15 protein-coding genes and 1 pseudogene are annotated in these 22729 nt (G+C 52.1%); 10 read left to right on the top strand and 6 right to left on the bottom strand.

Annotated features, from left to right (window positions below):
- The first annotated feature begins 131 nt into the window (after positions 1-131).
- Genes trbC through traG form a run of 6 tightly spaced genes read left to right on the top strand, consistent with a single transcriptional unit; the run spans position 132 to position 8128 of the window.
- Positions 132-878, top strand: a complete 747-nt coding sequence (gene trbC, locus AC51G0_RS30525) for a type-F conjugative transfer system pilin assembly protein TrbC (RefSeq protein ID WP_496304264.1) — start codon at positions 132-134, stop codon at positions 876-878.
- A 1-nt stretch (position 879) separates the two neighbouring features.
- On the top strand, positions 880-2709 hold the full coding sequence (traN, locus tag AC51G0_RS30520) for a type-F conjugative transfer system mating-pair stabilization protein TraN (protein ID WP_496304262.1): 1830 nt from the start codon (positions 880-882) through the stop codon (positions 2707-2709).
- Positions 2709-3479 carry a type-F conjugative transfer system pilin assembly protein TraF gene (traF, locus tag AC51G0_RS30515; protein WP_496304261.1) on the top strand — a complete coding sequence of 257 codons (771 nt, stop codon included), beginning with the start codon at positions 2709-2711 and terminating at the stop codon, positions 3477-3479. Before traN ends, traF begins: the two co-directional genes overlap by 1 nt.
- A gap of 10 nt (positions 3480-3489) precedes the next feature.
- Entirely contained in the window at positions 3490-3933 is a 444-nt protein-coding gene (trbB, locus tag AC51G0_RS30510; protein ID WP_496304259.1) for a type-F conjugative transfer system pilin assembly thiol-disulfide isomerase TrbB, read from the top strand.
- The gene (locus AC51G0_RS30505) at positions 3930-5291 is read left to right on the top strand and encodes a conjugal transfer protein TraH (RefSeq protein WP_496304258.1); all 1362 of its coding nucleotides are present in this window, start codon (positions 3930-3932) and stop codon (positions 5289-5291) included. Before trbB ends, AC51G0_RS30505 begins: the two co-directional genes overlap by 4 nt.
- Positions 5292-5293: 2 nt before the next feature.
- The gene (traG, locus tag AC51G0_RS30500) at positions 5294-8128 is read left to right on the top strand and encodes a conjugal transfer mating-pair stabilization protein TraG (protein WP_496304257.1); all 2835 of its coding nucleotides are present in this window, start codon (positions 5294-5296) and stop codon (positions 8126-8128) included.
- An 18-nt stretch (positions 8129-8146) separates the two neighbouring features.
- Here traG and AC51G0_RS30495 read toward each other — a convergent pair whose 3' ends face one another.
- The gene (locus AC51G0_RS30495; protein WP_496304256.1) at positions 8147-8566 is read right to left on the bottom strand and encodes a hypothetical protein; all 420 of its coding nucleotides are present in this window, start codon (positions 8564-8566) and stop codon (positions 8147-8149) included.
- A 119-nt stretch (positions 8567-8685) separates the two neighbouring features.
- Here AC51G0_RS30495 and AC51G0_RS30490 point away from each other — a divergent pair, with 119 nt between their 5' ends.
- The 4 genes from AC51G0_RS30490 (at position 8686) to traI (ending at position 19084) form a co-directional block, all read left to right on the top strand.
- Positions 8686-9042: a Rap1a/Tai family immunity protein gene (locus AC51G0_RS30490; RefSeq protein WP_496304255.1), complete on the top strand. Its 357-nt coding sequence runs from the start codon at positions 8686-8688 to the stop codon at positions 9040-9042.
- Positions 9039-11162, top strand: a complete 2124-nt coding sequence (gene traD, locus AC51G0_RS30485; protein WP_496304254.1) for a type IV conjugative transfer system coupling protein TraD — start codon at positions 9039-9041, stop codon at positions 11160-11162. The genes AC51G0_RS30490 and traD overlap by 4 nt, the downstream gene beginning before the upstream one ends.
- A 122-nt stretch (positions 11163-11284) precedes the next feature.
- Positions 11285-13099, top strand: a complete 1815-nt coding sequence (locus tag AC51G0_RS30480) for a methyl-accepting chemotaxis protein (protein ID WP_496304253.1) — start codon at positions 11285-11287, stop codon at positions 13097-13099.
- Positions 13100-13213: 114 nt separating this feature from the next.
- On the top strand, positions 13214-19084 hold the full coding sequence (traI, locus tag AC51G0_RS30475; protein WP_496304447.1) for a conjugative transfer relaxase/helicase TraI: 5871 nt from the start codon (positions 13214-13216) through the stop codon (positions 19082-19084).
- An 84-nt stretch (positions 19085-19168) separates the two neighbouring features.
- Here traI and AC51G0_RS30470 read toward each other — a convergent pair whose 3' ends face one another.
- The 5 genes and pseudogenes from AC51G0_RS30470 to AC51G0_RS30450 form a co-directional block, all read right to left on the bottom strand.
- Complete coding sequence (locus AC51G0_RS30470; protein ID WP_496304446.1) at positions 19169-19540, bottom strand: hypothetical protein; 372 nt, start codon at positions 19538-19540, stop codon at positions 19169-19171.
- An 825-nt stretch (positions 19541-20365) separates the two neighbouring features.
- Positions 20366-20857 (bottom strand): annotated as a pseudogene (locus tag AC51G0_RS30465) (DUF6155 family protein); the annotation flags it as partial.
- Positions 20858-21394: 537 nt separating this feature from the next.
- Complete coding sequence (locus AC51G0_RS30460; RefSeq protein WP_496304445.1) at positions 21395-21649, bottom strand: hypothetical protein; 255 nt, start codon at positions 21647-21649, stop codon at positions 21395-21397.
- Positions 21650-21671: 22 nt separating this feature from the next.
- On the bottom strand, positions 21672-21989 hold the full coding sequence (locus AC51G0_RS30455; protein ID WP_496304444.1) for a hypothetical protein: 318 nt from the start codon (positions 21987-21989) through the stop codon (positions 21672-21674).
- Between the two features lie 125 nt (positions 21990-22114).
- Positions 22115-22705, bottom strand: a complete 591-nt coding sequence (locus AC51G0_RS30450) for an arsinothricin resistance N-acetyltransferase ArsN1 family B (protein ID WP_496304452.1) — start codon at positions 22703-22705, stop codon at positions 22115-22117.
- Between the last annotated feature and the right edge of the window lie 24 nt (positions 22706-22729).

Genomic DNA, 22729 nt, shown 5'->3' with positions numbered 1-22729 from the left:
TGGACGGCGGGCGAGCGCTTCAAGCCTGTGCGAGAGGCCATTGCCCGTTGTTCTGTGCCCGACAAACGCAGTGCGTCAGGCTTCTTGCTCCCCGGTTATGACAGACCACGTCAACTGTAAAGGAATGAAAAATGAAATATCTCAACGTCTGTTTAATGGCAACAGCGGTATTCATCATCTTCTCTAGCCCCATGACCAACGCGGCCCAGGGCGGTTATACCCAGGATGAACTACACGCCCTGCAACAACGGGAACGGCAAGAGCAAGCCGCCGGCTACAGCGACCAGGAGCTGCGCGCCCTGCAGCAACGGGAAATACAGGTCCAGGCAGCAGAAAACGCCCCGACATTCGACCTCGATACCCTGTGGCAGAAGGCCCGCCAGTTCGAAACCGAGATGAAGGCGATGCAGCAGGACGCGCTATCCCCGGTATTGCAACAGGCCGATATCAGCGACAACCCCAACAGCACGGCCAAAGGCGTGATTATCTTTGCTTCGCTGACCATGCCCGAGGCCGCCTTGCGCCAGCTGATGGTCCAAAGCGCCGAGCTCCAGGTGCCCATTGTCATTCGCGGTGTCCTGCCCGCAGGCTTTGCCGCCACCGTGGCGGCTATCCAGCGCCTGGTCCAGCCGAACAAGAGAACGGCCATCAACAGCGGCATGGCCATCAACCCGTTGTGGTTCAAGCAACTCAATATCCAGCATGTCCCGGCCTTTGCCGCTATCCGCCCGGGCACCTGCCTACCCAAACAACCCTGCCGTGACAGTGACTTCGATGTCATTGTCGGCAACCTGTCCCTGTATGACGCCCTGGCCACCCTCGCCCGTGACGGCGAAGTGCCCGACGTTGCCAGGCAGGTACTAGCAAGGAGACAGTAAAATGCGATGGCCGATCATGACAATGGCTGCGCTGATGGCGATGACACCCGTTGTCATGGCCGACCAGGGGCAACACTACCAAGATAACGTCAACTGGGCCAAGCAGGCCGACAGCCAGGTCCGCTACCAGTCGGGCTACAACAATTTTGACGCTGACGAGCTGTGCAAGGATGCCGCCTGCCGCCAGGGCGTGGCCAACCCCGAGCAGTCCCGCTACCGCAAGGATGCGGCGGCGATGGAAAGTGCCAAGACCGCGGCCATGGCCACCGACGATAGCGCCCAGGCCGTTACCACCAGTTTTAACAATGGCCGGCCGACCATTGACCCCACTGACACCACCTGGGCGGTGGCCGCCGGGATCCAGGACAACGCCTATAACATCAGCCACGGTATCACTGACACCTACACCGACTGCTCAGGCAGCGGCAAGCGCTGCGCCACCGACATCACGCACCACAGCTGCCAGACCCTGCGCACCGAGCCTCTGACGTGTTTTCAGACGGCGACCTACGACGGCCACTACGACCGCGCCGTCTCGCGCACCTACGGCCCCGCTTACGTGCAAAACCGCGCCAGCGTGAACCTGCCTGCGCTCCCGGCCAACACCGTCACGCTCAGCAGCATTACCTTCACGGCGTATATTATGAAGGCTGATCGATCTTACCGGGAATCGTGTCTGAGCGGGCAGCTGGGATATAAAAGAACGGTCGCGCTCACACTGACCGTCGAAGGACGCAACTACCCCATGACAGGCAGCCAAACCTGCGTCAACTACCGGGACGGTAAAGATCGCAAGAAAGGATGGAGTCCTGTCACGATGTTGGCCCAGACCGTCGCGATAAACCGCAAACCGTCGGGCAGCATCTCGATTTCGTATCCGTTCAAAACCTACAAGACAACATCCTCCTCCATCCGCCTGAATTACGTCGAGCGGATTGTAAGAATGAAGTGGACCAACAGTTGCGCCGAGAACCCTGAAACGGCGTCATGTGGCCTGAAAACCGATACCTGTATCGAGGGGGCGGCCACCCGGACCGTCGCCGGGATCCCGGTTTACCAATCGTGTTGGAAATACAAGAAAACGTATCAATGCGGTCAGGGCCAGGTCGATACCTGCGAGCAGTATGCGTCCTGCCAGCAGACCGACAACCAATGCAGCGAGACCGTCAACGGCCAGTGTATCAAGTGGAACAAAAACTACACCTGCGAGTCTCAGACCTGCGACGACACCACCCTGATTTGCGGCGAGCAGTCCTACTGCCTCGACGGTGAGTGCTTCGCCCCAACCGGCACCCAGAACAACGAATTCAACCAGGCCGCCTCGTCGATGGCCGCCGTCAGCGAGGCGGCCAAGGGACTCGGCGATCCGCCGAAAATCTTCAGCGGCACGGTCCAGCACTGCACCAAGAAACGCGTTGGCTTTAGCGACTGCTGCAAGGATGGCGGTTGGGGTAATGATATCGGCCTGGCCGACTGCAGCGCCGAAGAGAAGGCCCTGGGTGACGCCAAGGAAGACCTGCTCACCATCTACGTCGGACAGTATTGTGCCGACAAAGTACTGGGCACCTGCCTGCGCTACAAAAAAACCTACTGCGTGTTTGACAGCAAGCTGGCCCGTATCATCCAGGAGCAGGGACGGCCACAAATCGGCCTGAGCTTTGGCAGCGCCAAAACCCCCGACTGCGCCGCCATTACCCCCGAGCAGATGCAGCAGATGGACTTCAGTCATATCGATTTCTCGGATTTCTATTCCGACCTGCACAGCACCATGACCCTGCCTGACACCGGGCAAATTCAGCAACGTATCCAACAAGCCATGGAGAACAAATAATGCACCGGATAACCGCAGCGCTTCCCGGGTACCTGGCCGTCCTGCTGGCGGCCGCCCTCCTGGCCCAGGCGGGCCAACCTGCCGGATGGAAATGGTACAACGACCCCATTATCGTCAAGAAAAAGGCCCTCACCCCGCCGCCGCCCGCCCCGGCGGTGACCGTGACCCGCACCCTGTCGCCGACCGAGCAGATGGCGTGGTTTCATGACTATCACCGGGACGCCAAAAATGATGCCTTCATCAACAGCAAAGATACCCACAAAGCCGAAAAGCTGATGCTACTTAACCAGTTTGCCTATAACAAATCATCAGAGTTTGGCATGACGTTTCAAAAGACCCTGTTGATCAATCCGGACCTGTCCTACACCAAAGACCGGCCGACCGAGCAGGCGGCGCGCTCGACCTACCTGCAGCTGGAGCGGGAAAAGAAAATCCGCGCTGTGCGCGGGCTGGCTGATGCCGGTTGGGGCCTGTTCTTCGTCTACGAGGGCAAATCGCCCATCGCCCAGAAGCTGGCGCCGTCAGTGCAGCAGTTTGCCGACACCCACGGCATCGAGGTGCTGGGTGTGAGCCTGGACGGCCAGCCGCTGACCAGCATTCACCAAAACCGTCACAATGACAACCGGATCACGGTGCCGTTCAGCCCGGCCCTGGTCCTGGTTCACCCGCAGACCGGGGAAATGAAGCCCCTCGCCTACGGCTTCATTGCCCAGGAAGACTTGCTCGGCCGCTTCCTGAACGTGGCCACCGATTTTGCCCCCGACTCTTAAGGACGCCGCTATGCACCGCTTACTCACCATTGCCCTGTTACTTATCGCTTCCTTGTTCAGCCCGGCTCAGGCGACCACGCTGGAGAGCCATCCCAGCTATAACCCGAGCGAGTACGCCGTCGTTTTCTTCTTTCGCTCCGACTGCAACTACTGCCACCTGTTTGCCCCGACCCTCAAGCAGTTCGAGCAGCAGACGGGCCTGTTTACCTATGCGTTTTCCCTCGACAACAAAGGGATGGCCGGCTTTGAGGTGCCAATCCCCATCACCCAGGACATTGCCAACACCTTTTTTGACAACCCGCGCAGCGTTACCGTGCCGGCGACATTTCTTATCAACGTCAATAGCCGCAAGTTTGCCCGCATGACCCAGGGCAATGTTTCCCTGCAGGGGCTGCACGAGACCTATACCCAAATCCGCCGCGACCCGGCCGTCATCGAGGCGCTGCGACCATGAAAAGAACCCTGCTCGCCACGGCGCTGCTCGTGGCCACCTTTGCCAGCCGGGCCGATGTCAACGGCTCGCTGAACAGCTTCTTTAACGGCCTCGGCTATAGCAATGTCACCAACCCGTCGTCATTCAAGGGCCAGACGGCCAATTACTACAGCGCCGGCAACCTGTTTGTGCGCACCCCGGTCACCAACGCCCAATTGGTCAGTGTCACCCTGCCCTCAATCAGTGCCGGCTGTGGCGGGATTGACCTGTTTTTGGGGGGATTTTCGCACATCAATTCCAGTGCTCTGACCCAGTTCGGCAAAAGCATCGTCGCCAATGCCGCCCCGTTTGCCGTGGATTTAGCCCTGCAGACCTGGGCACCGCAAATCAAGCAAATTCGCGACAACCTCCAGGCGATTGCCGACAAGTACCTCAACCAGTCCATCAACTCGTGTGAAACTGCCCAGGCCGGTGTCTCTGCCCTGGCCGGGTTTGCCGGGGTCGGCAGCCAGAAATACATCTGTGCCACCATGGGCACCCAGAACAACGCCTTTGCCGACTGGGTCGCCGGGCAGCAGGAATGCGGTGCCGGCGGCCAGGCAAATACCCAGTTGACCAAAGCCAAGGCCGATCCGGCGCTCAAGGACATGGTCCGCAAGAGCCATAACATCGTTTGGTCGGCCATCTTGAAAAATGCCTTTCTGGCGGCCGATACTGACCTGGCACAATTTCTGATGTCGATATCGGGCACCTACATCTATGATGCCAATGGCAAACCGAAATATTACGGCTCGTTGCTGGCCCACAATAACAACCTGATCCAGTCGCTGCTGATGGGGGGAAAAGCCAAGACCTATACCTGTACCAACAAGGCCGCTGACCAATGCCTGGGACCATCCAGCACGGATATCACCATCAGCCAGGCTAAGAGTCTGCAGAACCGGATCTATCTCATCCTGGAAGGGATGGCCAGCAAGCTCATCAGCGATACCGCACTCACGACCGACGAGCAGTCGTTCTTGGAATACACCACCATGCCGGTGCTGAGCTTCATCCGCGACGCCATCGAAGCCGGCCAGTCGCCGAATATCGCCGCCTACTCCACCGCCATCAGCGTGCAGTTCGTCACCATCTACCTGCGCAATATGCTGACCATTGTCAAAGAATCCCTGGCGGCAACCAGCACGGATCCCCAAGATATCGAGAAAATCGAGAGCGGGATTGTTGAGGCCAACCGCTATCTCGACGGGCTGGAGAGCAAGGCCATGGCGGCCATCGCCGCCGAGCAGCAGCTTATTGAGCAACACCGTGAACTCCGTCGCCAGGTCGAGGGGCAACTGTCGGCCCAGGCGCGGGCTAACCTTCAGTTCGGGAGCTAACCATGACACTTGAAGTCTACACCTACAGCAACGGTGACGTGGCCAAGACGGTACTCAACGCCATCGCCACCTTCTTTGGCACCAGCAGCTTTTCCAGCATGCTGTATATCTGCGCGGTATTCGCCGTCTTCTCAACGGCGTTTCATTTTTTTATGACCCGCGATGTCAATGCCATCCCCAAATGGGCCGCGGTCTACCTGTTGGTGCCCCTGCTGCTGGTCAACACCAAGACCGGCATCCAGATCATTGACCTGACCGATCCCACCGGCAACTACGCGGTGGCTAACGTCCCAATGGTGGTGGCTATCCCGACTCACCTGTCCTCGGTCTATATGTACGGGGTAACCAAAAGCGTGGAAGACATTTTCCACGCCCCGAGCGATGAGCAATACAGCAGTACCGGGATGGTGTTCGGGGCCAAGCTGTACCAGATGTCACGACAGAGCCAGCTGGAAGACTCGCAGCTCAAGGGCCACTGGCTGCAGTACATGCAAAGCTGTATCCGCGGCGATATCAACCTCAACCAGAAATACACCTGGGAGGAGCTGGCCAACGCGGATGATATCTTCGCGTTCCTGACCGGTAAAAACCCCTCGCCACTGCGGCGCATCAAAATGGGGCCGAATGACTTCCCGACCTGCAAGGACGCCCTGCCCCGGCTCAAGGCCGGGTTTGATGCCGACGCCCAGAAAGCCCTATCCCTGATGGCCAACAAACTCTATGCCAACAAGGTCGCCAGCAACCAGACCCGCTTTACTGCCGGGCTGCAGGGCAGCTATGCCAAATACGCCAACATCAGCCGCACCGCCTCGCAAATCACCACCCAGAACATGGCCATCAATGCCATTCGCAACGGGCTGGAAGACGGCGCCGCCACCAACAACAATACCGCGGCGGCCTTGAACTATGCCTACACCCAGAACAAACTGCAGACGACATCGATGTGGGCGGGGATGGCCTTGCAGGCCCGTGAATACCTGCCGATGATGCAATCCATCCTGTTCCTGCTGTTTGGTTGCGTATCGTTTTTGGTGGTGGCGTTGGCGATGTTGCCCAGCATGACCAAGCTGGTACTGGCCAACTACGCGAAAGGGTTTGTGTACCTGGGCACCTGGCCGGTCTTGTTTGCGCTGATCAACTTCATCATGACCACCCGTATCTCACTGAGCACCACGGCGGTGGCCAATATCTACACCGGCATCACCCTGAGCAACGTCGATGCCATGGCCGAAATGCACTCGCGCTACGCAGTCATGACCGGCATGTTGATGATGAGTGTGCCCATTATCGTGACCTTTATTGTCAAAGGCGGCGCCTCAGTGATGGGCAGTATGTCGCACCAGGTCGCGGGCATGATGAACAGCGTCAACAGCCGGACCTCAGCCGCAGCAGCCAGCGGTGATATCAACCTCGGCAACGGCCAGGTCGATAACTTCTCGTTCAACAACATGAACGGCAACAAGACCGATACTTCGGCCCTGCAGCGTACCCACGGCGTCACGGTGCAAAATCCCAACGGCGGCATGACCACCACCTACGCCGGCGGCGGCGGTCAGAGGTTTGATGGCAGCGGCATGATTTCAAGCGGGCTAGGATTCGATCTAAACAGCCGCGAGGGGGTCAGTCGGAGCCTGCGCGACACGGCCCGGGACACCCACAGCCAGGCCGAGGCCCACCGCACCCAGTACAACCAAAGTACCGACAAGACCTTCGACCAGATGGCCCAGTTCGGCCAGAACACCAACAAGACCCTGAACTATGCCGATATCACCTCTAACAAGGAGGGCGCATCGGCGGCGCGGGCGGTCAGCACCATGAACAGCACCGTCGATGAGTACGCCAAACTGCATAACATTTCTCATGAAGAGGCTGAGTCACAGCTGACCTCTGGATGGGTTGGGGGATCATTATCAGTAGGGGGAAGTACACCAAAGCTCTTTGGAATCGGTCTAAGTGGCCAAGTTGAAACTGGTGGTAGAATTACCGATGACACCAGAACCAGCGACTCCACCACCGAATCAGAAAGTGACCGCCAATCACGGGCGCTGCAGGAGCAGTTCAACAAGTCGGCCAACGTGGTCAAGAACTATGATTTGACCGACAGCGCCAGCGATACCCGCACCAAGGCCGATACCGCGCTGGCCCACATCGGTGATAGCTTGCGGGATACCGAGTCGCTAGCCGTGACCGCTTCGACCGAATACAACCATGCCCGGGCACTCGACCGCCAGGCCGACAAGATCGAGGACATGAGCAACAGTGTCTCGTTCAACTTAATGCCAGACTTCCAAGCCTATATGAAAGAGCAGAACCCGGACCATTACCAGGGGATCATGTACGGCAGCACTGAAGACCTGCGCGAGCAACGGGCCGGTTACATCCAGCAGTTCCTCAACGAGCCGGAAATACTGGCCAAGCTTGACCGATACACTGATAACACTCTTCCGCAAAGTGCCAAAGAATTACGCCAGGCCAATGAGCAACAAGCCGGCGAACTCGAACTGACGGATGCTCAACTCGAAGCCCAACAAAAGACAAGGACTGGGTTACAAGAGCGCCATGATGATGGCGTCGAAGCGATTATCGAGGCGAAGGGAGTACGCAATTACTTTGACGAGAATGCATTTAACACTATCAACCGGGAAACCAACGAAGCGATATTCAGCACAAAGGATGAAGTGAAAAGTGGCGAAAATCGAGTCACAGCGGTGCCAGAAGAAACACCGCCAGTAACTGAAACGCCCACGCCGCCAGAAACACCCACGGAATCAACCAAACAACCATTAGACCTGCAATATGGTGTTCGTGGCTATCCGAAAAAAGATATCCCTTCATAACGGGGGGTAGAAGAACACTTAGCGCTTGAGGAAATACTCAGCTTTCTTAAAACCAAAAGGAATATTTCGAATAACGATGAATACAAAACACATAGCCATCCATGCGATGGCTCTAGGAACAGAATCAACAATTTTAACTGAAGGCCAAAACATTATGGCTAAGAAACCTAACGCCATTATCACCATCAACCCTGTATGAACCTTGGCATGATTAATGGCTTCATCCACCTGCTGATTGTACTCGGCCGTGTCGGTGGCAGTTGGCGTTGAACCCTCAGCTTCAACCGCAATGATCCGGTCGATTTCAGCATCGGTAAATCCCGCCTTGCTCAAGGCTTTTACTTTAGCTGTCACCGACAACCCTTTGCCCTGGTCAATCGCATTTTTCTTGGCCCGCATGGCCGCCGCCGCCAACAGTGCCTTGTCTGAGTCACTCATAATCGCCACCTGTATTCTTCTGGTTGATAACTATAGCGACATTATACCACAGGGTGAATAACCCGACTTCAAAATACTGTTTTTATGATCAGTTAACCACAAAAATTTAAGGCTTTTTCATGAACAAATACCTTGCCCCGGCCATCATGGTCACCGCTCCGGCCCAAGCGGCCGATATAGGTTCCCATTTCAAGGCTATGAACTCCCATAACCTCGCATCCCGTGATGTCGCTTACGCCTACCTCAACGGGATCCTCGAAAGCGGCATGTACTTCAATGCCGCCGTGAAGCAAACAGGCCAACGACCGATCTTCTGCCTGCCGGACAATGCCCCACTCAACCGGGACATCCTTGCCGATATCATTGAGCGTACCTACCAAAAGCTCCCCGATAAAGACAGAAACCTGACGCTCAACACCGGCATGGTTGCCGTCATCGGCCTGAAGCAAGCCTACCCATGCGGAGAAAATCAATGACCAGCAAACGTCCCAAGAACAGCAACTACACCCGCGGTGGCCAAATCACCTTTCACAACCTGACCATGTTCCTGCAAATCAATAGCCGGCTGGTCTGCTGGATGTGCTATGCCATCTTCGCCATAACCGCCCTGCTATGCTATATCAATCTCGACATGGCCACCCTCAAAGGCGCCTATTACTACTGGCAGTACCATGCCTTTGCCACATTTAAGCCGGCTGATCATGTGGTCTACACCCTCTGGGAAGGCGTCACCTACAAAAGCACCCTCGGCGAGCAGCTCAACAACCCGTTCATTATCGAGGCCCATCAAAAATTCTGGTTCTCGCTGCAGGTGTATTTCGCCGCCAGTATGCTCGGCGGTTTGGTTCTGCTCAGCCTGGCGATGAAATTTTTCAAGAATAAGGGGGATGAGCAGACCGAGGACCATTTCATTCGCGGGGTACAAATCGCTGAGCCCAAGGAGCTGGCCCGGCAACTGAAAAAAGCCAAGAAGCAGTCAAGCTTTGCCATGGACAACCTGCCGGTGTTTAAACACAATTTTGAGGTTCAGCACATGCTTATCGACGGCACCACCGGGGCCGGTAAATCGGTCGCACTGCGCAAGCTGCTGCGGTGGGTCAAGGCCCGCGGGGACAAGGCCATCATCTACGACAAGGGCTGTACCTTTGTCAGCAAGTTTTACAACCCCGACACCGATGTGCTCCTGAACCCGTTTGACGAGCGCTGTGCGTACTGGGATGCCTGGTGTGACGCCAAAGACGCCACCGACTTTGAGAATATGGCCTCGGCCCTTATTCCGATGCACGGTGACGGCGATCCGTTCTGGGTGCAGGCCGCCCGCGGTATCTTCACCTCGACCGCCTACAAGATGGTCAACGAGCCCAACCGCACCACCGAGCGTTTGCTTGAGTTGATGCTGACTTCGGAACTGGAGTCGTTGAGCGAATACCTAAAAGGCACCGAATCGGCGTCCCTGGTTTCCGACAAAATCCAAAAAACGGCCATTTCCATCAAGTCGGTCTTGGCTGCCTACATCAAATCCCTCCGCTTTTTGGAAGGGCTCGACTGGAAAGATGATCAAGGCAATCTCATGCGTCCGCGATTTTCCATTCGCGACTGGGTCAAGGACGACGAGCAGAACGGGTTTCTGTTCCTGTCGAGCAACGCCCAGCAACATGCCTCGCTACGTCCGCTGATCTCCATGTGGCTCTCGATTGCCTCGACGGCCATCCTGGAGCAGCAGGAAAATCCCGATCGTCGGATCTGGGTCATCATGGACGAGGCCCCGAGCCTGCATAAGCTGCCCGAGCTGGCCGAAACCATTGCCGAAGTTCGCAAGTTCGGTGGCTGCTATGTTATCGGGATCCAGTCCTTTGCCCAGCTCAAAAAGGTCTACGGCATGAACGCGGCACAGGAAATGTTCGATCTGCTCAATACCCGGCTGTTCTTCCGCGCCCCGTCCAACGAAATGGCCAAAATTTCCTCTCAGGACCTGGGCGAGCAGGAAATCGATGTTTCCCGGGAAAACTACAGCTACGGTGCCCATGCGATGCGTGACGGGATTTCACTAGGACACGATACCAAGACCCGCCCGGCGGTCACACCGTCCGAAATCATGCAACTTGACGACTTGCAGTGCTGGTTACGTACCCCTGGCAACTTTCCCATTACCAAGCTCGACCTGAAGTTCGACAAGATGCCCTCTCGCTGTGCGCCGTTTATCAAACGGGAATACGCCACCTCTGAAAAGATGCAATCCATCGAGCAAATGCTGACCTACTGCCAAATCAGTGCCCTTAACCAGCTGGACCAGGCCCAGCAGCATCAGCTGATGGGTATCCACACCGCCCAATTCGAGGATGACACCGAGCGAAATGCCGAAGAGGACCGCATGAGAGCCAGTATTGATAAGGCTAAGGCGGTCAAGAAGAAAACAGAACAGGAACAAGACCCAGCCAGCACTGCAACCAAAGGCGAAGCCAGCGAAAATGAACAAAACACAAATCATGATCCCGAGGTGACAAGAAAAGCTCAGGAACAACACAATGCAAAAGAAGCTACGGAAGATCGCTTTCGCGAAGACCAACTCGTCGCCGACTTTAATATGTACGACTAACAAAAATAACCGATGACTTACGCCCGATATCTTTATCGGGCGCCCTACCAAGTCCAACCTAACGCCTCACCGCTTATTAACTCGGTGTTTCGACCTTTTGTGTAGATAAGAGTGCGTACTCAATGAAAATAAAAAATAAATTATTTTGCCTGACAGGCTTGTCTGTCCTGGCCTTGCTGTTAGTGCTAACGGTCGCGAACCTCGCTAATGGTCGAATTATAAAGCTAGACACGACAGTGACAGACGTGAAGTCATTGGAGGTGTTGCTGCTTAACTTACGTCGCTATGAGAAAGACTTTTTAACCCGTCTGGACCTCAAATACCGACAGGTATTTGTAGACAGCTATTCCGCCTTTGAAGACAAGGCGCAAAAACTGACGACAGAATTGAATGCGCTGTCAGTGAATGTGCCGGAACTGAAAGAGTTACAGCATGAGATGCAAACCTATCGAACGGGTTATCTTGAACTGGTGCAAAACTATCAGACTCTGGGATTAACGCATTCTGAGGGATTGTATAAAAACCTGTTTGACCAGGCTGAACGCCTGACGGAGCACGGCAACGAGAACACGCTTTATCCCCTGCTGCTCAAGGCTGAGCTGTTAGCGTTATCGAATAACCCAAAATACATTGAGCAATACCAGGCATTGCGCGAGCAGCTATACCGCACTCAAGGCCAGGACTTCAAAACGGCGCTGGCACCGTTTAATCACACCATTGAGCAAATAATTAAACAAAAAAAGCGCATTGGGCTTACCTACCGTGAAGGGCTACGAGGTCAAATTCGAGCGGCGTCCCATCAGGTCGAGACGATATTTTCCAGTACGGAGACGCAACTAGAGAGTGAGCTTGCCGCGGCCAAAAGCCAGGTAATGACGGTCATTACTGCCTCAGTGGTACTCGTAGTGGTGATTCTGACCGCCGTGTCACTGCTCATCAGCAAGAGCATCCTAAGCAGCATTAACGCCCTTAACCGCCTGATGTCAGAGATCTCCCTCAACCATGACTTAACCCTGGAAGCCGATGAACGAGGCAACGATGAACTGGCCGACATGGCGTCAAGCTTTAATGGCTTGCTGGCCAGTATGCGCCAGCTCATTGGCAATGTGCAATCGACCATCACAGAACTCAGCGCCGCATCCCAGCAGCTACAGCATAACAGCCAGTCAACAGAAGCGGCACTGTCTCAGCAGCAGTCAGAGAGCGATTCGGTCGCAACGGCGGTCACTGAAATGGGGGAAACAATCAAAGACATCGCGGCCACAACCGAAGGGGCCGCGGCCAACGCCGAAACGAGTCACCAGGGCGCCAAAGCCGGCCTGGATGAGATCAGCGCCACCAAAGAGCGGATTGACTCACTGTCTGATGAGCTGGCCAAAGCCAGGGAAGACATCACGAACTTATCAGGCTTATCAAACAACATTGGAACGGTATTGGATGTGATCCGCGAAATTGCTGAACAGACCAACCTCCTGGCACTGAATGCGGCCATTGAAGCCGCCCGGGCGGGGGAGCAAGGGCGGGGATTTGCGGTGGTGGCCGATGAAGTCCGTACCCTGGCAGGACGCACCCAGCAATCGACCGAAGAAATCGCCTCGATGATCACGGCCGTTCAGCAGCAAACCGGCGTAGTTGTAGAACAAATGAATCACTGCCATCGCCAGGGGGAGCACAGTGTTGAGCAGGCCAATAATGCTGAAATGAACATTGCGCACATCATGAGTGATATGCAGCAGGTACTGGACAGCAGTACGCAAATTGCCGCCGCCGTTGAGCAACAAAGTATTGTCGCAGCCGCAATTAGCCAAAATGTGACGTCTATTCGTGACATCACGACGGACAACGCCAATGCGGTGCATGAGAATTCACAGGCTGCCCGGGCCATTGCCATACAAGCCAAGGAACTGGATCAGGCTATTACCAGCTTTAATGTCTAAATCTTTCTAACAGCAGTTCCACGGACATCAAGCACCATTCAAAGACACTACTGAAAGCGCCTCTCCGGCGCTTTTTTACTTTTCGACTGACAACCTTTTCATAGGGAGCACCCGATGCTGTCCATCAGCCCCATGTCACAAAGCGCCGGCGATGCGGCCGGCTATTACCTCAACGAAGAAAAACACCACGATCTGCCCGACGTCTCGTTAGAGGTCGATACTCAATCCCCCGACAAGGCCAACAACTACTACCTCAAAGAGCAGAGCAGCGAACCCAATACCCAATGGTTTGGCAAGATTGCCGAACAAGAAGGCATGTTAGGCAAGCCCGTCGAAGAAAAACAACTCGAAGCGGTGTTATCTGGCCACCTCAACGGCACCACCGCGCATGGCAAGCGGGAAAACCACCGCAACGGGTTTGATTTCACCTTTTCGGTACCGAAGTCAGTCAGCGCCCTGGCCCTGGTCGGCGGGGACAAACGCCTGATAAAAGCCCATGACGACGCGGTCAAATTCACCCTGTCACACATGGAAAAAGACGCGGCCCAGGCCAGGTACACCGATAAGCACGGCAAGACTGCTTTCGCCAATACCGGCAACCTGCTCTTTGCCATGGTGCGCCACAAAACCAGCCGCGAAGATGAGCCGCAAATGCACACCCATGTCCTGACCAGCAACATGACCAAAGACGAACAAGACACCCTGCGAGCATTGGCCTCATGTTTCAAGCAACAAGGAGGGGTGATTAACGGCACCGCCGAACGGGTATATAACCATCAGCTTTACTACGGCATGCTGTATCAAAGTCATTTGAGTAAGCAAGTTGAGTCTCTCGGTTATGACATCCGAAGCACTGGCAAGGGCCAATTCGAGGTTGCCGATGTGCCAGAGCCCTACCTGCAGAGCCAGTCAACCCGCAGCCAACAAATTGATACGCATACGCGCAGTGTCGGCATGGATTCAGCCGCCGCCCGCGACATGGCGGCTAAGGGCACCCGCAAAGGCAAATCCTACGCCAGCGACTCGGTCCTGATGCAAAAATGGCAAGGCGATGCCCAGGCCAACGGTTTTGACATCAAGGCTTTTGTCGCCAACAGCTACACCCGCGCTAGCGAGGCACCCAGCCAGACCTTAAAGCCCGCCGCCATGGAGGCGGCCCACCGCGCCATCAACCACCACGGCCAGACCCGCAACCAACTGGGCTATGAAAAGCTCATCGAATCCGCCGCGACCCAATTTACCCGGGGGGAAAAACTCGATGTCATCGACATCAAGCTGGCCGTCGATACCCTGATCCAACAAGGTCACCTCATCGGCCTGAATGACAGCCAATCGCAATTTACCACCCAGACCATGATCGACAACGAGCAAAAGCTGATCGCCAGTACCCAGGGACAAACGCGGCATTTGCGCACCCGGGTGAACAGCCAAAGCCTTGAGCAGCAGGGACTCAGTGCCGACAATCAAGATAAGATCAATGCCCTGTTTACCAGCCGCAAACAAACCAACATCGTTAATGTGTTTGGCCAAAGCCAACAGATCGCCCGCGCCCTGCTCCATGTCGGCAGCGAAAGCGGGCAGCGGGTCCACATCATCACCCCGGACACCTTGAGCAAACAAACGACCCGCGCCAACGTGCCGCGTGAAGCATTCACCGCCACCCAATGGGTTAAAAACCTGTTTCGCCCTGAACACACCCACACCGTTCAGCGCCTGCTGCATGACAAAGACACCCCGTACGGCAACCGCGATCTGTTTGTGGTAGAGGCGGCCAACAAGCTCGGCGTCAATGAGGTGCAAGGCTTGCTTGATAAAGCAAAAGACAGTAACAGCAAGCTCATTTTTCTTAATCATGCAAAGTCTCGACAAGGCATGAAAGCCGGGAGCGTGATAGAAACCCTGAAAAAAGGCAACGTCACCGAACACAGCTGGGTCGATACCAAGGACAATAGCGCTCAGTTGTTTGTCCATGAGAAACACGACAGCGAGCGTATTGACGCCATGGCCCGGGCTTACACTGATCTCGGTGACAGCTCTCAGGTCCAGGTACTGGGCACCACCCAAAAAGACGTTCAGGCACTGAACACCACGATACGCCGCACCCTGCAGCAGCGTGGAGACATCAACCGCCACGGAGTCACCGTTAAAACGCTGAACCCGGTTTTCTTGTCCGATGCCCAGCGTGAAGTCGTCAGCCATTACAAAAAGGGCATGGTGCTCAGCGAATGGCAGAAGAAACATGGCCGCAACGTCAACAATGTCTTCACGGTCACCGGCATCAACCGCAAAACCAACACCCTGACCCTGACTGACAGCAAAGGGAAAACCCAGGCTATCAACCCCAACAGCCGCGAAGCCAAAGCCCGTCAATTTTCCATTAGCCGCCCGGATAGCATTGAGATCGCCACCGGCGATAAACTGCGGGTCAATGGCAACCACTTTGCCAGCAAGCTCAAACAGCATCAGACCTTAACAGTCAGCAGCAGCAATGCCCTGTTCATTAATCTCAAAGACAATGACGGCAAGCATCACCTGCTCGCAAAGAGCCAGCTAAACGACGCGCCGCTGAGCTATAACTTTGCCCAGCCCCTCGGCAAGGCAGACAACACCAAAGCGCATACCCTGATCGGTCTCAAGTCCTATGCCGCGTCGAAAGAGTTATTGCATGATCTCAGCCTCAACCAGGCCAGCCGCATCGATGTGTTTACCGACAACGGCGGAAAACTCGATAAGCAGCTGGAGAAAAGCACACTTCAACCCAGTGCTATTCACCGGGTCATGCAGGCAGGTGGCGCCCCAGAGAAATTTGTGAATAACCAGACCTTCGACGTCCTGCACCAGGATGTCAGCGCCACGCTGGCCACACTAAAAGACCAGGCACTCGATAAAGGGCTCATCGACAGCGCCGTGCGTTATGCCGTCGGGACCGTATCGGAAAAAGAAGCCGGCTTTTCGCAAAAAGACCTGGTCAAGGCCGCTATCCAATATGCTTTTGAGGAGAAAGGACAGGCCATCAAGGAAACAGACATTGTTGGCCACCTACAGCAGGCAGAGAAAGACGGCAATCTATTGTCAGCCGAATACCATGACGGCACCCGCTGGACCACCACAACAGCCATTGCCACCGAGGAACGTATTCTCAGCCGACTAGCAGCCGGCAGGAATACCCAGACACCACTCGCCACCCCGGAGCAGGCAAACCAGTTCCTTGACCAGCATCCACGCATGACTGACGGTCAACAAAGTGCCGTTCACCTGGTCACCACGACCCCCGACCGCTTTGTCGGCGTCCAGGGCCTGGCCGGTACGGGTAAATCAACCATGCTGGAAACCGGTATTGCCCTGGCTGAATACAGCCAGGCCAACCAAGACGATAAAACAAAATTCATTGGTCTGGCACCGACCCATGCCGCCGTTAATGAACTCAAGGATAAAGGGGTCGAAAGCCAGACGGCCCAGTCGTTGCTGACGGATTTCCTGAGCGAAAAACATACCCCGAACCAGTACCGCAATACCGTGTTCCTGCTTGATGAAAGCTCAATGACCAGCAACCGCCAAATTGACCAGTTTACCGAGCTGGTTGAAACCACCGGCGCTCGGGCCGTCAAGCTCGGGGATATTTACCAGCAAACCTCTCAGGAAGCGGGTAAACCCTTCGAGCTGGCCATCCGCCATAACATCATCGATAGCGTGACAATGAAAGATATCGTGCGACAGCAGGACGACACCTTGCTCGGCGCCGTCCATAACATCGTTGATCGGCAGGGTGAAAGCGCCCTGGATAAAATCAAGCAGCAGCCTCTGTTCGATGAATATCAGGCACTGCCCGAGCCAAAGAACCAGGCGCAGGCAAAACAACAAGAGCAGGCCAGTATCAACCAAAGTCACAACGTGGTGTCGACCTTCCAGTCAACCGGCAACGCCAAACTGGATCAGGAAAATGCCACCCAAGCCCTGCCTGATGCCGTGGCGTTGGAATACCTGTCACGGACACCGGCATCGAGAGAGAACACGCTAATCATTGCCTATACCAACCGGGAACGTGACAACATTTCGCACCGTATTCGCCAGGGCCTACAGCAACAGGGAGAATTAGACAAACAGCAGTTTACTGCCCCCCGCCTGCGCAGTATCGGGGGAACCAATGAAACCATGGCCACCATGATGCCCTACCAGTCCGGGTTGATATTGCGCACCGGCAAGGATAACTATGCCGCCATCACCCACGTTGACCGCCAGAATAAAATTGTCACCGTGGCCGACACGAAAACCGGCGAAGAGCGTCCGTTTTACCCGCTCAACCATGATCACAAGTACACTCAGCTATGGGGGTTATCCGAGCAACCGCTGGCCAAAAACGACAAAATCATGCTCCGGCAAACCGACAAGGTACGCGGCTGGGAAGGGAACAAGGAATACCGCGTCGGCCACATCGATCAGGGCCAGATGACCCTGGTCGATAAGGACCAGAAAACCCTGCAGCTATCAACGAATGAGATGAAAGATGCCCACTGGGACTACGCCTATACCCGCACCGCGGATATGGCCCAGGGCGCCACCTATAAAAATGTCATTACAGCCATTCAAGGCAAGGGAGTCTTAACCAATATCCGGCGCGCCTATATCGACATCACCCGGGCCAGCCAACACGTCAAACTGTTCACGGACAACCCCCAAGCAATGATGAAATCGTGGGTCAACAATGAGGTCAATAAACCTTCAGCGCTTGAAACCCGCGACAAAATATACCCTGAACACCCGACATTATTTAACGACAAGCCGGTGCCAAAAGATAACCCGAACTACCAGGATATTAACGGTCGATTAGATTTAAGAGCCATGGGGAAAATAATTAACCAGCAATTACCCGCCTATACCGAATCACTGGCCATCCAATTGTTAGGGCAACCCGACCCGAAAAAATCAGACCGGGACACCCTGACATTCAATCAACCGAAAGGAGAATTAAAAGTCACACTCACCGGCGAATATCGCGGCTATTTTAAAGATTGGGGAACCGGTGAAAAAGGCTCGTTAATATCACTAATGATGAACAAGGAAGGGCTCAGTTACAAAGAGGCTTTATTTAAAGCCGATACATTATTAACCGAACCAGATAAACATCAGCTAACCATTAACCCACACCATGACCAATTAAAAGCCACCGTACCACTAAAACAGAGCCAGTTAGAATCACGCGCCCAGCAATATTTCAATGACGGCATTCCTGTCACCAACACCCTGGCACAGACCTATTTAGAGTCGAATACCAACCGCCCATTTAAAGACAATGACAGTATTCGATTTCACCCTCGGGTCTATTCATCGGAATCGCGCTCAACCCACCCTGCCCTGATTGCTAAACTGGAGACACCGGAGAATCAAATTAAGGGTATTGAGGTCACCTACTTAAACGAATCGACAGGAGACATTAGTGACCTAAAAATTAACAAGCGGATACTGGGCACTAAATCCGGTAACCGTATTCCGATTAATGACGGCATACAGGCCGACTACAGTATTTTGGTAGTAGGTATTGAGCAGGCATTACTGATTAATGATAACAACCCAACTAATGCTGATATTATTGCCGTCTCTAACAATAACGACTGTCGCACAGTTAATACTGACATGCTACGCGACAATATCATCATCGTATTGAACCAGGAAAATACGACCATCAGTGACAAACTGATTGATGATATTACAGAAAAACTTGAACGGGAGGGAAAACACACGACCATTATTGAACAGAGCGATATAAGCAAAACCACTGAGTCAACGTTACTTGATGATATTAAAACGGCCATCAATGATATCACCACCAAAGATGAAAACATTCCTCAAAGTCTTCATCAGCTGAACGATGACATTGGCCGCCAAGCCAATAACATTGATTCATCAATTCACAATAGCGTTGCTGACGAAGCGAAAACTTTAAAGACAACGAGGCAGATAAGTATCAATCTTTGGCAGATAGAGTGACACGCGAACACCACGAACCAGCCATTGAGAATCAACCATCCTTTGATATAGGAGAGAAGACACTTTAATTAAAAAGGGGGCTAGTCAGCCCCCTTTTTTTTCGTCTCCAGAAAGAAACCCTTCTACATATTCTTCTGCCTTACTGACAGCAACCTTTTTCCTTTCATTGGCTAACGCTGGGTTTACTGAATATTTCTCGTCATCATAAGTTTGGAAATAGACATTATTTTGCAGGTTCCATGTTTTCGCCTGTATCAGCAATAACTCCTCCAAAATCTCACGCGTTGTGACCGCATCATCCTCCGTCGCATGCTCCAGCACACGGAACGCAAATTCAATCAATGCCTTGCCAGTCTCTGACCGAGACTTCAGATTTTTCTCAGCCTGGTAGTCATCAATCTTCTTCCACAAATCAGTATCAATTCCACTAATCTGCAGCACATCAGGTCGCCCCATCACTCACCCCACCCATCAAAACACAGCCGCTAAGCCCTCAAGGTTAGCATCAGTCATTATACTATCGCGACAGAAAAAGTCAGTACAAATGTACTACATTAGAGCTTAAATTTATTAAAAATCAATGGATTAAGCAATGTACTACAACACCCCGATTTTGTAGTACACAAGACTTAAGCCATTGAATAAAATGACAATAGTACAATGTTAGTACACATTCAGTACATGTGTACTACATTTTTAGCAAAGTTGAGTTTAACTTTTTGAAAATTCGATAATTTCAAATCACATAAAATTTTTAAAATTATAGCCTTAAATTTCAACAGGTTACTAACCACAAACAACAACCATCTCGATTTATCGAGATAGCGTGGTGTGTAGAGGTATAAAGAAAGGAAAGTGCCAATTTCGAGTGACAGTTCTGTTCTTTGTCATCACACTTTAAAGCGCACTATATCAGGGTTTTAATCCCCATTAAAGGGGGCATCAGGGGGTAAAGATAACGTTGAACGCTAGACTAAAATCACGCAATAAATCGTCTAGAGTGGCATTGTTTACGCCATTTTACGCACCATAATGCCACGCAAAACTGGGATGCCATTAACCCATCAGCCGTTACCCCTTGTTTATTTAAGTTTGTGGCACAGCCTCAAAATAAAGATATTATTTTGAACCAGTCCAATATGATAAACCGTTCAAAAAAGGCCTCGAAATTCGACCTTTTAATCATTTCACATATCAAAGTTAAATAATTATAACAGAGATGGAGCGTTACGAATGTTTAGACCTGAAGAAGACTAACGAGCATGAGTAAGTACCATGAAATCAACCGTTCTTAATCATATTTTCATAAATGCGAGACAGGGCGTAATTCATTTCATTATGCTCATTGGGTAAATGAATCACTTCTCTTATTTCATCACGCATCTCTAGTTCCAAATCCATTTTTCCAATGTATTTAATTGCAGCCTCGAATGTACTTATTCCGCTTGACCAGACCTTCTCGATGTAATCATTCTCATTAACGATACCAATACAAACACCCACATAAAAAAGCATTAACCTTGCTATCCCATGGTCATTACTGGATATTTTTTTGTATTCAGCGATTGCTTTTTTAGCATCAGCTATTTTATACGTCGGTAAGTATGTATTTGTCGTAAATCTCGGTTGCATCGCTTTTTCTATATTGGCAACACTATAATTAAAAACATCATCATCGTTATTTAACAACGACGCTTGATAATATCTTTTGACTACGTCAAACTTTTTGTATAAATCTGCTATTTCATCAATCAGCTCTTTTTCAGATTTAGATCTTAAGAGAACACGTAATTTTTATAATGACATTTATCACACTCGCTAAAAACTGGTCTATTAATCATTGCCATGTAAAAGTATCACATTGACACTTTCATGTAATCACGAATTGTCCCCGAGACATCGAACAGGCTGATTTTAGCCACAGAATCTATGGATAAACATCAAAAATCTCGTTATTAACGGTGACTAAAAAACACGACCTTGTGAAATAGTCATCTTTCGGTATCAACTCGAAACAAAAATAAGAGCCTTTAGTTCGATTAGCCACACTATAAATACATATACGAGTTAGAGCCCCAACTCCAGCCGTATTGTTGGATGACAAAAAGTGTTTTAAGCCTTAAATGCCTATTCTGCCAGTTTCTTCAGTTCATCGATGAAGCTTTTCATTTCGTGAAAACCACCTATCGGAGCATCAGGAGACTCAGAAAACTTTACACCACATTACTCTTTTAATGTTCCTATGTATCTCGGCACACCCCATATATGGAAATATTCCACAGCGTCACCAAATACCCAAGTGTATACATGTTATACTCGATGATGTTTATAGAGAAGCTCATTGACTCGTTTTAATAGCAAACCCAACTTTGCCGACATATCATGATCAAGTTCTGACCAATTTTTAATGTGTCTACGAGGTTCAACAATTAAAGATCCGATGAAATTTGATTCATCAGAAGTTAGATCTGGGGCATGGGAAATAACAAAGTCCTCAATGCCATCAGAAACAAGTTCAAGATTAGGGTTTAGGTTTTTATGTTTTTTGCATACGAAACATTCCATGTTTACCTCCGATTGCGTCTCGTTATTCTCGTTCATCAATCGGCGTACTTTGCGCCAACAGTTCTTCAGATAGCTGCGCTAACAACGCTTCATCCGCCAGGTTCTCCTGGCGAATTAGCATAAGTTGAAGGGGAGCTATACTTCGACTGTGACCATCAAAAAGCGTGGCCATTTGCTTATTCGTGCTTTGAAGGTATTTATAGATAACTAAATACCTACCATGAGGGTGTTCAGACTCATCAGCTATTGTAACTTGAATTTCAGATAAAACATTGGAACAGAACGTTTCGATAGCCTTATCTTTCAGTTTCACAAAAACTTTCCAATCAGACTCTTTCATATCAACTTCACCTTCTGTTGATTCGTGCGCATAGCACCGCGTTAAGGTGTGCCACGCTGAACCAACCAAGCACACTGAACTCCATACCAAAAATACCGAGTAAAAGGCATCACCTTGATTGTTTATTAGGCATTGAGCAGTTTCTGCCAATAACCAACATCTATCCACGTGTCGAACTTACAACCAACTTCTTCGAAATGGGCAACTTTCTTCATACCTTGTTTTTCATGAAGTGCGACGCTTGCTGGATTTGGTAGCGAGATGCCTCCGATAACCGCATGAACAGAACACTTTCGGAGTTCGGATAGTAAAGAGTCGTACAGTTTTGTTCCCCACCCTTGACCGGTATCAGATCGGTCAAGATAAACTGTGGCTTCTACGGAATGCTTATAGGCGCAACGCTCCTTCCATTTACTAGCGTATGCATAACCGACTACTGTTCCATTGCTGTCCACTGCAACTAACCAAGGAAGCAATTGGTTCTTTACATCTGCAATACGCACAGTGATTTCGTGGGAAGTAACTTCATTTTCTTCAAATGTAATATTCGTTTCAGTCACGTAATAATTGTAGATGCGCGCAATCGCTTCTGCATCGGTTTCTTTTACTGTTCGAATCATAAAAACCTCATTAATACCAACGCCTGTAATAAGGTGCGCCCCATTGAACCAACAAAGCGCACGAACTTCATACCAAAACCGCCGAGTGTAACGCATCACCTTGATTGCCTTGTATGGCGC

This window comes from Photobacterium sp. HL06, assembly GCF_059552575.1.
This window is presented reverse-complemented; position numbering and strand designations above follow the sequence as displayed.

Coding starts and splice junctions, on each gene's coding strand:
- AC51G0_RS30470 (WP_496304446.1), bottom strand. CDS start 19,540: ATGGGGCGACCTGATGTGCTGCAGATTAGTGGAATTGATACTGATTTG.
- AC51G0_RS30495 (WP_496304256.1), bottom strand. CDS start 8,566: ATGAGTGACTCAGACAAGGCACTGTTGGCGGCGGCGGCCATGCGGGCC.
- traD (WP_496304254.1), top strand. CDS start 9,039: ATGACCAGCAAACGTCCCAAGAACAGCAACTACACCCGCGGTGGCCAA.
- AC51G0_RS30490 (WP_496304255.1), top strand. CDS start 8,686: ATGAACAAATACCTTGCCCCGGCCATCATGGTCACCGCTCCGGCCCAA.
- AC51G0_RS30505 (WP_496304258.1), top strand. CDS start 3,930: ATGAAAAGAACCCTGCTCGCCACGGCGCTGCTCGTGGCCACCTTTGCC.
- traG (WP_496304257.1), top strand. CDS start 5,294: ATGACACTTGAAGTCTACACCTACAGCAACGGTGACGTGGCCAAGACG.
- AC51G0_RS30460 (WP_496304445.1), bottom strand. CDS start 21,649: ATGGAATGTTTCGTATGCAAAAAACATAAAAACCTAAACCCTAATCTT.
- AC51G0_RS30480 (WP_496304253.1), top strand. CDS start 11,285: ATGAAAATAAAAAATAAATTATTTTGCCTGACAGGCTTGTCTGTCCTG.
- traN (WP_496304262.1), top strand. CDS start 880: ATGCGATGGCCGATCATGACAATGGCTGCGCTGATGGCGATGACACCC.
- trbB (WP_496304259.1), top strand. CDS start 3,490: ATGCACCGCTTACTCACCATTGCCCTGTTACTTATCGCTTCCTTGTTC.
- AC51G0_RS30455 (WP_496304444.1), bottom strand. CDS start 21,989: ATGAAAGAGTCTGATTGGAAAGTTTTTGTGAAACTGAAAGATAAGGCT.
- trbC (WP_496304264.1), top strand. CDS start 132: ATGAAATATCTCAACGTCTGTTTAATGGCAACAGCGGTATTCATCATC.
- traF (WP_496304261.1), top strand. CDS start 2,709: ATGCACCGGATAACCGCAGCGCTTCCCGGGTACCTGGCCGTCCTGCTG.
- traI (WP_496304447.1), top strand. CDS start 13,214: ATGCTGTCCATCAGCCCCATGTCACAAAGCGCCGGCGATGCGGCCGGC.
- AC51G0_RS30450 (WP_496304452.1), bottom strand. CDS start 22,705: ATGCGTTACACTCGGCGGTTTTGGTATGAAGTTCGTGCGCTTTGTTGG.